Below are 16,824 nucleotides of genomic sequence, written 5' to 3'. Positions count from 1 at the left end.
TCACTATATTAGTTTAGTTAGAAGGATAGGGTCATGCGCCATCGTAAGAGTGGTCGTCAATTAAACCGTAACAGTAGCCATCGTAAAGCGATGTTCAGCAATATGGCAGGTTCTTTGGTGAAACATGAAATCATCAAAACTACTTTGCCTAAAGCGAAAGAGTTACGCCGTGTAATTGAACCTTTAATCACACTGGCTAAGACTGACAGCGTAGCAAATCGCCGTTTAGCATTTGCCCGCACGCGTGATAATGAAGTAGTTGGTAAATTGTTCAGCGAAATCGGTCCTCGTAATACAGACCGTCCAGGTGGTTACACTCGTATTCTTAAGTGTGGCTTCCGTGCTGGTGATAATGCACCAATGGCTTATATTGAACTAGTTGGTCGCCCAGCGGCGAGCGAAGAAGTTCAAGAAGACGCACAGTCTGCAGAGTAAGTCTTTAAAGAGACACCAAAAAGCCGAGCTTATGCTCGGCTTTTTAATACCTAAAATTTATCACACGGTAATAGGGTCGCGACAAGTCCTCCCCAATTTTTTTATCAATAATAAACAACAGCCCCATATCAATAAAGGCAGTCTATTTGCTACTAACAGAAAAATAGTTCGCTTATTTAAATACTTTCTTCATGTTACCCCTGACCTATATATGCTATTTAGCTATGATTGGTAAAAATAAGCTAATTATATAACTTAAGGTTGTGATTAACGTCATAGGTTGAAACAGTAAATACATAAGTAAAGAAAGCCTTACCTATATGCTATGTTTTTTGCCAAATGCCCTTAGTGTTCTACTAGCTAAAATAGTTATAGCAAGAAATCGGATGCTATTTGCAAGCGATTTCAACATCAACATCAACACGTTATCATTAAAAAATAACTTATAACCTCATTTGAAGCTAAATATGCTTGAGTTTAGTTGTCTTTTTAGGTATCTTTGGGGTAAAAATTAAATGCAAAAAAGCCTTTAAAAACGCTTGCGTTAAAATCGATTCTCCCTATAATGCGACCCCACTGAGACGGGGAACGCCAACGCATAGCGAGGCATGAGCTACTCAGTGAGTTGAGTAAAACTTAGTTTCGAAAAATTTCAAGTTTAACAAAATTAAGTGTTGACAAAAAAATAGGAAAGCGTAATATGCGCAGCCCTAGCGAGATAAAGTTTAACGCTTTAATCGCAACCGGATAACCGGTATAGCTCTTTAACAATATAAAGCAATCATCTGTTATTCAGCACAGTCAATTCAATATCGAAAGATATTAAATAAATTCAGAATTCATTGAGCTGTCGAAAGACATAAAACTTTTTAATTGAAGAGTTTGATCATGGCTCAGATTGAACGCTGGCGGCAGGCCTAACACATGCAAGTCGAGCGGTAACAGAAAGTAGCTTGCTACTTTGCTGACGAGCGGCGGACGGGTGAGTAATGCTTGGGAACATGCCTTGAGGTGGGGGACAACAGTTGGAAACGACTGCTAATACCGCATAATGTCTACGGACCAAAGGGGGCTTCGGCTCTCGCCTTTAGATTGGCCCAAGTGGGATTAGCTAGTTGGTGAGGTAATGGCTCACCAAGGCGACGATCCCTAGCTGGTTTGAGAGGATGATCAGCCACACTGGGACTGAGACACGGCCCAGACTCCTACGGGAGGCAGCAGTGGGGAATATTGCACAATGGGCGCAAGCCTGATGCAGCCATGCCGCGTGTGTGAAGAAGGCCTTCGGGTTGTAAAGCACTTTCAGTCAGGAGGAAAGGTTAGTAGTTAATACCTGCTAGCTGTGACGTTACTGACAGAAGAAGCACCGGCTAACTCCGTGCCAGCAGCCGCGGTAATACGGAGGGTGCGAGCGTTAATCGGAATTACTGGGCGTAAAGCGTACGCAGGCGGTTTGTTAAGCGAGATGTGAAAGCCCCGGGCTCAACCTGGGAACTGCATTTCGAACTGGCAAACTAGAGTGTGATAGAGGGTGGTAGAATTTCAGGTGTAGCGGTGAAATGCGTAGAGATCTGAAGGAATACCGATGGCGAAGGCAGCCACCTGGGTCAACACTGACGCTCATGTACGAAAGCGTGGGGAGCAAACAGGATTAGATACCCTGGTAGTCCACGCCGTAAACGATGTCTACTAGAAGCTCGGAACCTCGGTTCTGTTTTTCAAAGCTAACGCATTAAGTAGACCGCCTGGGGAGTACGGCCGCAAGGTTAAAACTCAAATGAATTGACGGGGGCCCGCACAAGCGGTGGAGCATGTGGTTTAATTCGATGCAACGCGAAGAACCTTACCTACACTTGACATACAGAGAACTTACCAGAGATGGTTTGGTGCCTTCGGGAGCTCTGATACAGGTGCTGCATGGCTGTCGTCAGCTCGTGTTGTGAGATGTTGGGTTAAGTCCCGCAACGAGCGCAACCCCTATCCTTAGTTGCTAGCAGGTAATGCTGAGAACTCTAAGGAGACTGCCGGTGATAAACCGGAGGAAGGTGGGGACGACGTCAAGTCATCATGGCCCTTACGTGTAGGGCTACACACGTGCTACAATGGCGCATACAGAGTGCTGCGAACTCGCGAGAGTAAGCGAATCACTTAAAGTGCGTCGTAGTCCGGATTGGAGTCTGCAACTCGACTCCATGAAGTCGGAATCGCTAGTAATCGCGTATCAGAATGACGCGGTGAATACGTTCCCGGGCCTTGTACACACCGCCCGTCACACCATGGGAGTGGGTTGCTCCAGAAGTAGATAGTCTAACCCTCGGGAGGACGTTTACCACGGAGTGATTCATGACTGGGGTGAAGTCGTAACAAGGTAGCCCTAGGGGAACCTGGGGCTGGATCACCTCCTTATACGATTTAGAACTTATTTGTTCGTAGTGTCCACACAGATGATTGTTAGTTAGTTTGCTCTTTGAGTTGACTAATTAATATAAATATTCTTTTATCGGGTAGCACAATCACCTGAGAATAGAGTGTGTTTAATTTTGAGAAGTTTTTGATTCTCTGCTCTTTAAAAATTTGGAAAAGCTGATAATAAAATTCGTATGAATACATTGTATTTGTACAGAGTTTTCAAAAGTAAAAAAGAATGATAGCAGTATCATTCAGTGCCATTTAATAAACGTTTAATGTTTGTTGATTGGTATCTACTTTAGTATTCAATATTAACTTCTGGCGAAGTTAAACTGTCACAAAACAAAGACCCGTTTGGGTTGTATGGTTAAGTGACTAAGCGTACACGGTGGATGCCTTGGCAGTTGGAGGCGATGAAGGACGTATTAACTTGCGATAAGCCTAGTCAAGCTAGTAAAAAGCACTTGAGACTAGGATTTCCGAATGGGGAAACCCACCTGCTTGCAGGTATCGTTAACTGAATACATAGGTTAACGAGGCGAACGCGGAGAACTGAAACATCTAAGTACCCGTAGGAAAAGAAATCAACCGAGATTCCGATAGTAGCGGCGAGCGAAATCGGAACAGCCCTTAAGCTTATTATGTGTTAATGGAAGGCTCTGGAAAGTGCCACGATACAGGGTGATAGTCCCGTACATGAAAACGCATTTTAAGTGAAATCGAGTAGGTCGGAGCACGTGAAACTTTGACTGAATATAGGTGGACCATCATCTAAGGCTAAATACTCCCAACTGACCGATAGTGAACCAGTACCGTGAGGGAAAGGCGAAAAGAACCCCTGTGAGGGGAGTGAAATAGAACCTGAAACCGTGTACGTACAAGCAGTAGGAGCCCACTTGTTGGGTGACTGCGTACCTTTTGTATAATGGGTCAGCGACTTATATTTTGTAGCGAGGTTAACCGATTAGGGTAGCCGTAGGGAAACCGAGTCTTAACTGGGCGAATAGTTGCAAGGTATAGACCCGAAACCCGGTGATCTAGCCATGGGCAGGTTGAAGGTTGAGTAACATCAACTGGAGGACCGAACCCACTAACGTTGAAAAGTTAGGGGATGACCTGTGGTTAGGAGTGAAAGGCTAATCAAACCGGGAGATAGCTGGTTCTCCCCGAAATCTATTTAGGTAGAGCCTCGGACGAATACTTACGGGGGTAGAGCACTGTTAAGGCTAGGGGGTCATCCCGACTTACCAACCCTTTGCAAACTCCGAATACCGTAAAGTAATATCCGGGAGACACACGGCGGGTGCTAACGTCCGTCGTGAAGAGGGAAACAACCCAGACCGCCAGCTAAGGTCCCAAAGTCATAGTTAAGTGGGAAACGATGTGGAAAGGCCCAGACAGCCAGGAGGTTGGCTTAGAAGCAGCCATCCTTTAAAGAAAGCGTAATAGCTCACTGGTCGAGTCGGTCTGCGCGGAAGATGTAACGGGGCTAAACTATGCACCGAAGCTGCGGATTCAAAATTTATTTTGAGTGGTAGGGGAGCGTTCTGTAAGCGGTTGAAGGTGTACCGGGAGGTATGCTGGACGTATCAGAAGTGCGAATGCTGACATGAGTAACGATAATGCGGGTGAAAAACCCGCACGCCGGAAGACCAAGGGTTCCTATCCCATGTTAATCAGGGTAGGGTAAGTCGACCCCTAAGGCGAGGCCGAAAGGCGTAGTCGATGGGAAACGGATTAATATTTCCGTACTTGGTATAATTGCGATGGGGGGACGGAGCAGGCTAAGCAAGCATGGCGATGGTAGTCCATGTGAAAGTGTGTAGGCTAGTGACTTAGGTAAATCCGGGTTGCTGTTAGGCTGAGACACGAGACGAGTCACCACGGTGATGAAGTTGCTGATGCCATACTTCCAGGAAAAGCCTCTAAGCTTCAGATTATACCGAATCGTACCCCAAACCGACACAGGTGGTCAGGTAGAGAATACTAAGGCGCTTGAGAGAACTCGGGTGAAGGAACTAGGCAAAATCGTACCGTAACTTCGGGAGAAGGTACGCTCCGATTGGTGATGGGACTTGCTCCCTAAGCTGATTGGAGCCGCAGTGACCAGGTGGCTGGGACTGTTTATTAAAAACACAGCACTGTGCAAAATCGCAAGATGACGTATACGGTGTGACACCTGCCCGGTGCCGGAAGGTTAATTGATGGGGTTATCTTCGGAGAAGCTCTTGATCGAAGCCCCGGTAAACGGCGGCCGTAACTATAACGGTCCTAAGGTAGCGAAATTCCTTGTCGGGTAAGTTCCGACCTGCACGAATGGTGTAACCATGGCCACGCTGTCTCCACCCGAGACTCAGTGAAATTGAAATCGCAGTGAAGATGCTGTGTACCCGCGGCTAGACGGAAAGACCCCGTGAACCTTTACTACAGCTTGGCACTGAACATTGAACCTACATGTGTAGGATAGGTGGGAGACTTAGAAGCAGAGACGCTAGTTTTTGTGGAGTCGTCCTTGAAATACCACCCTTGTAGTTTTGATGTTCTAACGTTGGCCCCTGAATCGGGGTTACGGACAGTGCCTGGTGGGTAGTTTGACTGGGGCGGTCTCCTCCCAAAGAGTAACGGAGGAGCACGAAGGTTGGCTAAGTACGGTCGGACATCGTACGGTTAGTGTAATGGTAGAAGCCAGCTTAACTGCGAGACAGACACGTCGAGCAGGTACGAAAGTAGGTCATAGTGATCCGGTGGTTCTGAATGGAAGGGCCATCGCTCAACGGATAAAAGGTACTCCGGGGATAACAGGCTGATACCGCCCAAGAGTTCATATCGACGGCGGTGTTTGGCACCTCGATGTCGGCTCATCACATCCTGGGGCTGAAGTCGGTCCCAAGGGTATGGCTGTTCGCCATTTAAAGTGGTACGCGAGCTGGGTTTAGAACGTCGTGAGACAGTTCGGTCCCTATCTGCCGTGGGCGTTTGAGAATTGAGAGGGGTTGCTCCTAGTACGAGAGGACCGGAGTGAACGAACCGCTGGTGTTCGGGTTGTCATGCCAATGGCATTGCCCGGTAGCTACGTTCGGAACTGATAAGCGCTGAAAGCATCTAAGCGCGAAGCAGGCCTCGAGATGAGTTCTCACTAGACTTTTAAAGTCTCTGAAGGGCCGTTGAAGACTACAACGTTGATAGGCAAGATGTGGAAGTGGTGTGAGCCATTAAGCTAACTTGTACTAATTACCCGTGAGGCTTAACCATACAACACCAAACGCGTTTTATGTGATAGTTTAAGCGCAGAAGTTAATATGACTAAAGTAGATTACTTAATTACTCTTTATTATCAGAATTCCAAATTTTAGTAAGCTCGATTAAATCGACCTTACACCAAATTTGCTTGGTGACAATAGCGTTTTGGACCCACCTGACCCCATGCCGAACTCAGTAGTGAAACGAAACAGCGCCGATGATAGTGTAGCATTTGCTATGTGAAAGTAGGACATTACCAGGCTCCAAATAAGAGAAACCCGTTACAGCGATGTGACGGGTTTTTTGTTGTCTGCAGGAAAGTAAAAATATTAGCTATCAGCTATCAGCTATCAGTTGCACAGTGTCAACCTGTACTTTGTAGCGTGGGTTGAGTATCTCGAAAGCTATGGGTAAAAGAATGCGACGAGCACCTTAGAGCCTAATACATACTCTACCGCTGTGGGCACTACGACATTACCAGGCTCCAAATTGAGAAAGCCCGTCTAGCAATCGTCGGGCTTTTTTACGTCTGTAGGAAAGTGAAAATGCAGGTCAAGGTAAAAGGTAATAGGTTAAAGGAAGAGAGTTGATCAGAGCTGACACCACGATATTCTATTGTGTTGTTGCTACGAAGTAGCGCACCATGGCTCCAAATTTAGAAAGCCCGATTAGCAATCGTCGGGCTTTTTACGTACGCAGGAATGACACACTAAAGGCCTGTGGTGAGTAAAATGCTAAGGGAGTTCAGCGATTAAGCCCAACGTGATTACTTAGGACTGTGTACAATACTAATCTACTTTGTTGGTGAAGTCATAGTCGTGTGTGACCTGAATATAGAAGGGGAAGCGTGTACTTCACATCGCTATCAAGTCTAATGTACGCATATATTGCTAGCCTAAATATATAATGTTTAAACGAATCAGCTACAGCTTTTTTAAGGCCTTATAAGATCGCTGTATGCATATAGAAAAACTCATTTAAGTTGGGCTGAAAAGTGACTATGGTCTTTATTTTAGCTATTAGATGATTTTGCAGAATATATTAAAGAAATGATATTTGTGGAATAAACCAAGTAGGATCAAAAACGCCAACTCAAGGTTGGCGTTTCAATTATGAGGTTAAAGGTAATTATTAAACCTTAGGGCCTGCATTTTTAATTTCTTCAGATACGTCGTATTTTGCGAAGTTTTCTGTGAAATCAGCGGCTAGTTTAGCTGCATATTCAGCATACTTTGCTTTGTCTTCCCATGTGTTAATTGGGTTAAGCAGCTTGCTATCAACGCCTGGTACTGCAACTGGTACGTCTAGATTTAGCACGTCAATGTGTTGAGTTTCAACACCAGCTAACTTTCCAGATACGATTGCGTCAACAACAGCACGTGTTGTTGGAATATCGAAACGCTTACCAATACCGTACGGACCCCCTGTCCAGCCTGTATTAACTAGGTAAACTTTAGCGCCGAACTCGCGTACACGCTTCATTAGAAGTTCTGCGTAGACACCTGCAGGACGTGGGAAGAAAGGTGCGCCAAAACAGGTTGAAAATGTAGATTCGATATCACTGGTAGAGCCAATTTCTGTAGAGCCTACTTTTGCAGTGTAACCACTTAAGAAGTGGAATGCTGCAGCTTCTTCGGTTAGTACAGATACTGGAGGAAGGACACCACTTACATCACATGTTAAGAATACAACCGCTTTAGGCTCGCCTGCACGGTTTTCAACTTTGCGTTTTTCAACATGCTCCAGTGGATAAGCTGCACGGCTATTTTGAGTTAGGCTGGTATCATTAAAATCAGGAACGCGATTTTCATCAAGTACGACATTTTCTAAGATGGTTCCAAAACGGATAGCATCCCAAATAACGGGTTCGTTTTTCTGAGAAAGGTCGATACATTTAGCGTAACAACCACCTTCGATATTAAATACACTACCTGGTGCCCAGCCGTGCTCGTCATCACCGATTAAGAAGCGAGTTGGATCGGCTGATAACGTTGTTTTACCTGTACCAGATAAACCAAAGAATAACGCAGTATCGCCTGCTTCGCCTACGTTAGCAGAACAGTGCATTGGTAATACACCTTTCGCTGGTAGTAGGAAGTTTTGCACAGAGAACATCGATTTTTTCATTTCACCCGCGTAGCGCATGCCAGCAAGTAACACCTTACGTTGTGCAAAGTTAATAATAACTGTGCCATCGCTATTGGTACCATCGCGTTCTGGATCACATACAAACGAAGGTACATTCATTACTTGCCACTGAGGGAAGTCTGCTTTGTTGTATGATTCTGGTTGGATGAACATGTTTTTAGCGAAGATATGGTGCCAAGCAGTTTCTGTTGTTACAACCACTGGAAGATAGTGCTCTGGATCAGCGCCAACTTCAAGGTGAGAGATAAAGTGGTCATTGCTTTGCACATGTGCTTCTACACGTGCCCATAACGCGTCAAACTTATCTGCATCGAATGGGCGATTTACATTACCCCATTGGATTTCATTTTCAGTACTTGATTCTTGAACAATAAAACGATCTTTTGGAGAACGACCGGTACGACGACCAGTGTTAGCTACAAAAGCACCATTGGCGGCTAAAGTCCCTTCGCCACGGCTGATAGCGTGTTCGACAAGTTCAGCTGCAGTTAGATCGACAAAACGGGTAGCGCTTGAAGTCATGTTTATACCTAAATTGTGTGAGATTGAACGGGATAGCTCTGGGTCTTAGTAACCTTTAAGCTGCAATTATAGTAACAGATGGATTAAGGATATTCGAGCTTATAAACACCGTAAAAACATATAAATTAAGGAAAAAACATGAATAATTTCAATGATACCGGTGTCATGAAAAATGCTCAGCTTGTGATACCGGTGTCATTTTTTAGGCACAAAAAAGCCATAAAAAATTATGGCTATTTTGTGCTGTGTTTTATAAAAGTAGATTAGTTAAATATACTTTTTATATCTTGCTCGTTAAACACATAATCTTTTAAACAGTAATGGCAGCTAATTTTAATCTCACCATTTTTTTCAACATCGTCCAAAAGCGCTTGTTGGCCAACATTAACTAAAGCCGTCATCGTTTTTTCGCGGTTACAGCCACATTTAAATTGAATTGGTTGAGGATCAAATACTCGCGGATTATCTTCATGATAAAGACGCGTTAAAATAGTATTGGCATCGAGCTCTAATAGCTCTTCATCTTTAATGGTATTGCTGAGTGCTTCTAAGTGAGCAAAATCTTCAATCGACTTTTGTTTATCAACAGGTAGCACTTGTAAAAATAGCCCACATGCTTTGGCGCTTCCCTCTGTAGTGTCGGTTGCAAACCAAAGGCGCGTTTTTAATTGTTCAGATTGCTCAAAATAGCTTTCTATACATTCACTTAAGGTATCATGCTCTAAAGGCACTATACCTTGGTAACGCTCCCCTTGCGTTGGAGTAATAGTGATAACCATGTAACCTTGGCCTATAAGCTCTCTAACTGTTGACCCTGTCACTTCACTTTGAAGTCGTGCTATGCCACGCATATTTTGTTGGTCGTCACCGTTAATAACAGCATATTTTACCGGCCCATCACCTTGTAGTTGAACGGCAATTTCGCCTTCAAACTTTAATGTTGCTGTTAATAAACAGGTTGCAACAAGCAGCTCACCTAGTAATGCTTTAACGGGCTCTGGGTAATTGTGTTTAGCAATCATTTCATTGTAAGCGTTGTCTATTTGTACGAGTTCGCCACGAACATCGAGATTGTCGAATAAATAGCGATGAAGTAAATCTTGTTGCATGAGCGGCTATACCTAACTTGATTTCATTTTTAAAAGTTCGCGTCTTTGCTTTTTATCAGGCTTTTTAACCGGATGAGGTGCAAAGAAGCTGTTATTTTTGCGTGCGATAGTATTTTCTTCACGCTTAGCAATACTTGCATCAGATTCTTGATACAAGGTCTGTGCAATGGGGGCGCTTTGGCGCTTTTCAAGTATATTTAATACTGTGACAGTTTTTTCATCAACGCCTTGGGCTAGCTTTATAACTGCGCCAATTTCTACAATTTTGCTGGCCTTACTACGTTGACCATTATAATGTACTTTGCCGCCTTGTACCATTTCGCGTGCTATTGCTCGCGTCTTATAAAATCGAGCAGCCCATAACCATTTATCTAACCTGACTTTAAGTTCGCTCGAGTTTTCTGAGTTGTCGTTGAGTTTAGCTTTCTTTGTCATGGAACATCTCTAGTAAATTCGGTTATTAGCTAAATTACCATGAAATAGGTATGTCATGAAGTTATAGCTTGATTCTGTAACTAATGAGGAAGATAAATTAATCTGTTTACAAAGTTTAATATTAGCGTGCTTGTTGAATGAAAAATGAAAAGGTACTATGGCTGGGTGATTTCGCTATAAATTAAAATAAGAACACTACTTATGGAACAGCACGTTCAACAATTTAAACTGCTATTAAACCGTTTGCCACACGCTAAATTAAGCGTGTTAGTTATGGTTTTAGTTATTGTTTATATTGCATTTTTGTCATCAAAGCTCGTTTGGCTTTTATGGCCGCACCCAGTAACAACTCCTCTTGCTCCCAGTAGCTACTCTAGTCAAGTCACGGGCGGCAATAACCAGTCTGTCGATTCGATTATTGGGCAATTTTTATTTGGTAAAGTAAATGTAACAAAAAACACCAATACTGCCCCCCAAGCCAAAGTTATTAATAATGCCCCTGAAACGCGCTTAAGTATAAATTTAACCGGTATTGTTGCTGTGAGTAATGATGATAAAGCGGGGATGGCCATTATTGAATCGCAAGGTCGTCAGGCGAGTTACTTAGTTGAAGATGTTATTCAAGGGACACGTGCAAAGGTATCGCAAATACTCCCAGACCGTGTCATTTTAGATGTAAGCGGCCGCTTTGAAACCTTAATGCTTGATGGGCTCGACTTTACCAAAACAGTGTCTATGCCGGTACTTGCTGCGCGAGATGAGCCTGAGATGGGGCCGTTAGCACCTTCAACGCAAAGTGAAGAGCAGATAGATGCAACCGCCAACCTTGAAGTAAAAGAAGCATTAATAGAAACCCGCGAAGAGCTTTTAGAAGAGCCAGGTAAACTATTTGATTACATACGTGTTGCCCAAGCTATGAATGATGGGGAACTTATTGGTTACCGTTTGAGTCCAGGGAAAGAGCCTGAATTATTTAAACAAATGGGATTACAAAATAACGATTTGGCCGTGGCAATTAACGGCTATCAATTAACTGATTTAAAACAGGCTATGGCAGCAATGAATGAGCTGCGAAATAGTACCGATGCAACTATCACCATAGAGCGTGATGGTGAGCAAATCGATGTGCTTTTTAGTCTGCAATAACTTAGCTTTGGAGTTTTAACATAATGGTTCAGGTGCTTCACCTCAAAAAAATTAAAAAAGGGTTAGCTAAGTATGCGGCACTTTTTTTAGCGGCAAGTCTTTCTATGTCGGTTGCTGCTGTTGAATATGCTGCTAACTTTAAGGGCACAGATATTAATGAGTTTATTAATATTGTGGGCAAAAACCTTAATAAAACCATCATTATTGATCCTAACGTGCGTGGCAAAGTTAATGTGCGCAGTTATGAGTTAATGGATGAGGCACTTTATTATCAATTCTTTTTAAATGTATTAGAAGTTTACGGCTATTCAGCTGTTGAAATGGATAACAACATTATAAAAATAGAAAAAAGTTCAGATGCTAAAAAATCCAATGTACCGTTAATTACAACGGACAGCGATGCAGCTGGCGATATGATGATCACTCGGGTTGTGCGAGTTAAAAATGTCAGCGTACAAGAGTTAGGCCCTTTGGTTCGCCAGTTTAGTGACCAAAAAGATGGCGGTCATGTTGCTAACTTTAATGCCGCTAACGTGATGATGCTAACAGGACACGCAGCCTCAGTTAATCGTTTGGTAGAAATTATTCGCTCTGTTGACCAAGCGGGTGATAAGCGCGTTGATATTGTAAAACTTAAATATGCAACAGCTGATGATGTGGTATCGGTAGTTGATAATATTTATAAAGACAGTGGCAAGGGCAGCGTTCCTGAGTTTTTAATTCCTAAAGTTGTGGCTGATGGCCGAACTAATAGCGTGATTGTGAGTGGTGAAGGTCAAGCTCGTACCCGCGCCATTGAGCTTATTAAACGTCTCGACGGCGAACTTGAAAGCCAAGGTAATACCAAAGTATTTTACCTAAACTACGCAAAGGCAGAAGATTTAGTCAAAGTACTTCAAGGTGTGAGTAAATCGCTGGCAGAGGATTCAAAAGGCGGAGCAACCAACAATGCGCGTAGTAGTAATAGAAACGACACGAGTATTGAAGCACATCCTGATTCAAATTCTTTAGTGATCACCGCTCAGCCAGATACGATGCGTTCACTTGAATCGGTTATTGAGCGTTTAGATATTCGCCGCGCACAAGTATTAGTAGAAGCCATTATTATTGAAGTAATGGAAGGTGATGGCGTTAACTTTGGCCTGCAATGGATTTCAGAGCAAGGTGGGATGCTACAATTTAATAATGGTACAACAGTACCTGTTGGTTCGTTAGCCGTAGCGGCAGAACAAGCCCGTGATAAAACGGTGACTAAAAATATCATTGGTACTGAATCAGGTACTGTCACCAAATATGATGAAACAACTGAAGGTGACTACGGCCCACTAGCCTCATTACTTGGTGGCATCAATGGTTTGGCCATGGGGGTAATTAAAAATGACTGGGGCGCAATTGTTCAAGCGGTTTCAACCGACACTAATTCGAATATTCTAGCGACTCCATCTATTACTACAATGGATAACGAAGAAGCATCTATTTTAGTTGGTCAAGAAGTGCCAATCATTACTGGTTCGCAAACAGGTAGTAACAACGAAAATCCATTTCAAACGGTTGAGCGCCAAGAGGTGGGTATTAAACTTAAAGTAACCCCTCAAATTAATGATGGTTCAGCGGTGCAGTTGACTATAGAGCAAGAAGTTTCAAGTGTTAGTGGCGCAACAGCAGTCGATATTTCGGTGAACAAGCGCGCAATTAAAACTACTGTAATGGCCGATGATGGCGGTATGGTGGTATTGGGCGGCTTGATTGATGAAGATGTACAAGAGAGCGTTTCAAAAGTGCCACTATTAGGCGACATTCCTATTTTAGGCCACTTGTTTAAGTCAACTAATACAACAAAGCGAAAACGTAATCTAATCGTGTTTATTAGACCGACCATTATTCGCGATGGCGTTAGTATGAATAAGCTCAGCTTTAGTAAATATAACTTTATTCGCGGTGAGCAATTTAAAAAGCGTGAAGATGGCATTAACTTGATGCCAATGTCTGATACGCCTATTTTACCTGAGTGGAATGACGAATTAGTGTTACCACCTACGTACGAAGAGCATTTACGCAAACAAAATGCACAAGAGCGTAACAATGACTAATGCGATAGAAGATATAAATCAAGACGTTGTTCATCCAGCTGCACATAACAACGATGAAATGCTTGAACAAGAGGATTTAATTGAGCTGCCTGCAAAGCGTTTGCCGTTTTCATATGCAAGGCGGGTGGGTGCGTTACTTAGTAAACATAAGGATAACCGAGTTGTTTACTACCGTGGCGAGTTGGATATTGATGTATTGCTAGAAGTGCGCCGCATTGCAGGACATGGCTTCACACTTGAGCAACTAGAAGATGATAAATTTGAGTTATTACTTGAAGCTTCGTATCAACGTGACAGCTCAGAAACTCAGCAAATGATGGAAGACATTGGTAACGAGGTTGATTTATTCTCGCTGGCTGATGAGCTTCCTCAAACTGAAGATTTACTTGCTGGTGATGACGACGCGCCTATTATCAAACTCATTAATGCCATGTTGAGTGAGGCCATTAAGGAAGGCGCATCTGATATCCACATTGAAACGTTTGAACAAGAACTGGTTATTCGTTTTCGAGTGGATGGCGTACTCAAAGAAGTTTTAAAACCTAATCGTAAATTAGCCTCTTTGCTGGTATCGCGTATTAAAGTAATGGCCAAACTCGATATTGCAGAAAAACGTATACCGCAAGATGGCCGTATTAGTTTACGTATTGCAGGGCGTGCAGTAGATGTGCGTGTATCGACTATGCCATCGAGCTTTGGTGAGCGAGTCGTATTGCGTTTGCTTGATAAAAACAATGCGCGTTTAAACCTTGAAGATTTAGGCATGACCGCGAAAAACCGAGAGCTATTTGCTGATTTAATTAGTAAGCCTCACGGTATAATCTTAGTTACAGGCCCTACAGGCTCTGGTAAAAGTACTACTTTATATGCGGGTATGAGCCAAATTAACTCGCGGGATCGCAATATTTTAACGGTTGAAGATCCCATTGAGTATGAAATCCCAGGTATTGGCCAAACACAGGTTAATACCAAGGTTGATATGACTTTTGCCCGTGGCCTACGCGCTATTTTACGTCAAGATCCTGATGTGGTTATGGTTGGTGAAATACGTGACTTAGAAACCGCTCAAATTGGTGTACAAGCATCGCTGACTGGTCACTTAGTTATGTCTACATTGCATACTAATACTGCCTCAGGTGCAATTACCCGTATGGAAGATATGGGTGTTGAGCCATTCTTATTATCGTCATCATTACTCGGCGTATTGTCACAGCGCTTAGTACGTACCTTATGCAATAGCTGTAAAGAAGGGCATATTGCAGATGAGCGTGAATGTGAATTACTCGGCGTACCGTTTGATAATGCTCCGACGATTTACCGCGCGGTAGGGTGTGAAGAGTGTAACTTTAACGGTTATCGTGGTCGTACAGGTATTCACGAATTATTAGTCGTTGATGAAACTATTCGTGAAATGATCCACAGCGGTAAAGGTGAGCAAAGCGTAGAGAAATATATTCGTAAACGCAGCCCAAGTATTCGTCAAGATGGCTGCAGCCGCGTACTTGCGGGTAAAACAACGCTTGAAGAAGTATTACGCGTAACCCGTGAGGAAGGCTAACAATGGCGGCGTTTGAATACCGTGCATTAGATGGCCGGGGAAAAGAAAAAAAAGGAATTTTAGAAGCGGATACAGCAAAGCAAGTTCGCCAACTTTTACGCGATCAAAAGCTAACCCCCCTCGAGGTCGTGCCAGCTGCTCAAGATGATAAACAAGTTCGAGGTCAAAAAGCGCCATTATTAGGCTCTTTATTTAAGCCGACAATATCAACGTCAGATCTTGCTTTGATTACACGTCAACTTGCGACCCTAATTCAGTCAGCCTTACCCGTTGAGGGTGCCGTGATGGCGGTTGCTGAGCAGTGTGAAAAACCACGGCTAAAACGTATGTTAATGTCTGTGCGCTCTAAAGTGGTGGAAGGGTATACGCTTGCTGATGGGATGAGTGAATTTCCGCATGTATTTGACGATTTATACCGTGCAATGGTGGCCGCAGGTGAAAAGTCAGGTCACTTAGATCAAGTACTTAACAGATTGGCTGATTACACCGAGCAACGCCAACATATGCGTAGCCAAATTACGCAAGCGATGGTGTATCCCATTATTTTGGTCGTGTTCGCTATTGGTATTGTTTCAGTATTATTAGGTACTGTGGTGCCTAAAATACTAAAAACGTTTGAAAAAACCAAACAAGTATTACCTTGGACAACCGAATGGGTCATGGCGGGTAGTCATTTTGTACAAAACTATTGGTTTGTTAGTTTATTAGCGATCACAGCGATTGCTATTGGAATTAAATATGCACTTAAAAAGCCTAAAGTACGGTTTTGGTGGGATGCAAAAGTATTACATATGCCAGGCATAGGTAAGGTTGCCAGAGGGATTAACACAGCGCGCTTTGCCCGTACATTAAGTATTTTATCGTCAAGCTCAGTGCCGCTACTTGAAGGAATGCGTATTTCAGGCGGGGTGTTGGTTAACGAAAAAATAAAGCAAGCAGTGGCTGATGCCGCAGAAAGAGTCAGTGAAGGGGCGAGTCTTCGTGCTTCACTACAGCAAACTAAGTTGTTTCCACCAATGATGCTACATATGATAGCCAGTGGTGAAAAGTCCGGTGAACTTGAGCAAATGTTAGAGCGTGCTGCTAACAATCAAGATCGCGAGTTTGAAAGTATGGTTAATGTGTCATTAAAATTATTGGAACCGGCAATGATTGCCTCTATGGCAGTGATTGTGCTTTTCATAGTAATGGCAATTTTGCAGCCAATTATGGCAATGAACAAGGCCGTAGGTCTTTAAGTATTTTTTATATTAATGATTTAAACAAATCATTTTTGCTTAGTGTTTTTAGAATAACGAGGTAATAACGTGAATAAACAATCAGGTTTTTCTTTATTAGAAGTCATGGTGGTACTGGTTATCATCGGGATGATCATGTCGATTGTGGCACCTAATATTATGGGCCAGCAAGAAGAAGCGGCTATTGATAAAGCGCATTTAGATATTCAGCAGTTAGAAGATGCTATGAGTTTGTACAAGCTTAAAAATAAAAGCTACCCAAGTACAGAGCAAGGTTTAGAGGCATTAGTTACTAAAACCAGTATTGAGCCCATTCCAAAGCGTTTTCCTGATGGTGGCTTTATTAGCAAGTTACCAGAAGATCCATGGGGTAATAATTACCAATTAATCAGCCCTGGAGAAATAGGTAAATTTGATATCTTTTCGATGGGTCCAGATGGCGAACCAGCCACCGAAGATGACATTGGTAATTGGGATGAAGATAAGCAGTAATG

At 43.2% G+C, this 16,824-nt stretch carries 10 protein-coding genes and 3 rRNA genes; 10 read left to right on the top strand and 3 right to left on the bottom strand.

Features of this window, described 5'->3' with window-relative positions; all coding sequences use genetic code 11:
* The first annotated feature begins 33 nt into the window (after positions 1-33).
* From rplQ to rrf, 4 genes are all read left to right on the top strand, one after another.
* The gene (gene rplQ, locus PISS_RS14585; RefSeq protein ID WP_013466072.1) at positions 34-435 is read left to right on the top strand and encodes a 50S ribosomal protein L17; all 402 of its coding nucleotides are present in this window, start codon (positions 34-36) and stop codon (positions 433-435) included.
* A gap of 870 nt (positions 436-1,305) precedes the next feature.
* A 16S ribosomal RNA gene (locus tag PISS_RS14580) occupies positions 1,306-2,841 on the top strand.
* A gap of 368 nt (positions 2,842-3,209) precedes the next feature.
* Positions 3,210-6,096: ribosomal RNA gene (locus PISS_RS14575) — 23S ribosomal RNA — on the top strand.
* Between the two features lie 135 nt (positions 6,097-6,231).
* A 5S ribosomal RNA gene (gene rrf, locus PISS_RS14570) occupies positions 6,232-6,346 on the top strand.
* The 16S, 23S and 5S rRNA genes sit together here, the layout of an rRNA operon.
* 869 nt (positions 6,347-7,215) lie before the next feature.
* Here rrf and PISS_RS14565 read toward each other — a convergent pair.
* Positions 7,216-8,754 carry a phosphoenolpyruvate carboxykinase gene (locus PISS_RS14565; protein WP_013464243.1) on the bottom strand — a complete coding sequence of 513 codons (1,539 nt, stop codon included), beginning with the start codon at positions 8,752-8,754 and terminating at the stop codon, positions 7,216-7,218.
* Between the two features lie 138 nt (positions 8,755-8,892).
* Here PISS_RS14565 and PISS_RS19130 point away from each other — a divergent pair, with 138 nt between their 5' ends.
* Entirely contained in the window at positions 8,893-9,021 is a 129-nt protein-coding gene (locus PISS_RS19130) for a hypothetical protein (RefSeq protein ID WP_013464244.1), read from the top strand.
* On the opposite strand, the gene hslO is transcribed toward PISS_RS19130, so the two are convergent.
* Entirely contained in the window at positions 9,018-9,863 is an 846-nt protein-coding gene (gene hslO / locus PISS_RS14560) for an Hsp33 family molecular chaperone HslO (RefSeq protein WP_013464245.1), read from the bottom strand. The genes PISS_RS19130 and hslO overlap by 4 nt on opposite strands.
* A 12-nt stretch (positions 9,864-9,875) precedes the next feature.
* Entirely contained in the window at positions 9,876-10,298 is a 423-nt protein-coding gene (gene hslR / locus PISS_RS14555) for a ribosome-associated heat shock protein Hsp15 (RefSeq protein WP_013464246.1), read from the bottom strand.
* Positions 10,299-10,499: 201 nt separating this feature from the next.
* On the opposite strand from hslR, the gene gspC reads away from it, so the two are divergent.
* The 5 genes from gspC (at position 10,500) to gspG (ending at position 16,822) form a co-directional block, all read left to right on the top strand.
* A complete protein-coding gene (gene gspC, locus PISS_RS14550) occupies positions 10,500-11,444 on the top strand; it encodes a type II secretion system protein GspC (RefSeq protein ID WP_058155331.1) in 945 nt (314 codons plus the stop codon).
* A 23-nt stretch (positions 11,445-11,467) separates the two neighbouring features.
* Positions 11,468-13,534, top strand: coding sequence for a type II secretion system secretin GspD (gene gspD / locus PISS_RS14545; RefSeq protein ID WP_016900322.1), 2,067 nt, complete (start codon positions 11,468-11,470; stop codon positions 13,532-13,534).
* On the top strand, positions 13,527-15,092 hold the full coding sequence (gene gspE / locus PISS_RS14540) for a type II secretion system ATPase GspE (protein ID WP_024601513.1): 1,566 nt from the start codon (positions 13,527-13,529) through the stop codon (positions 15,090-15,092). Before gspD ends, gspE begins: the two co-directional genes overlap by 8 nt.
* 2 nt (positions 15,093-15,094) lie before the next feature.
* On the top strand, positions 15,095-16,330 hold the full coding sequence (gene gspF / locus PISS_RS14535; protein ID WP_016900324.1) for a type II secretion system inner membrane protein GspF: 1,236 nt from the start codon (positions 15,095-15,097) through the stop codon (positions 16,328-16,330).
* A 69-nt stretch (positions 16,331-16,399) separates the two neighbouring features.
* On the top strand, positions 16,400-16,822 hold the full coding sequence (gene gspG, locus PISS_RS14530) for a type II secretion system major pseudopilin GspG (RefSeq protein ID WP_016900325.1): 423 nt from the start codon (positions 16,400-16,402) through the stop codon (positions 16,820-16,822).
* Positions 16,823-16,824 lie beyond the last annotated feature (2 nt).

The sequence above is a fragment of the Pseudoalteromonas issachenkonii genome, assembly GCF_002310795.1.
Taxonomy (GTDB): domain Bacteria; phylum Pseudomonadota; class Gammaproteobacteria; order Enterobacterales; family Alteromonadaceae; genus Pseudoalteromonas; species Pseudoalteromonas tetraodonis.
This window is presented reverse-complemented; position numbering and strand designations above follow the sequence as displayed.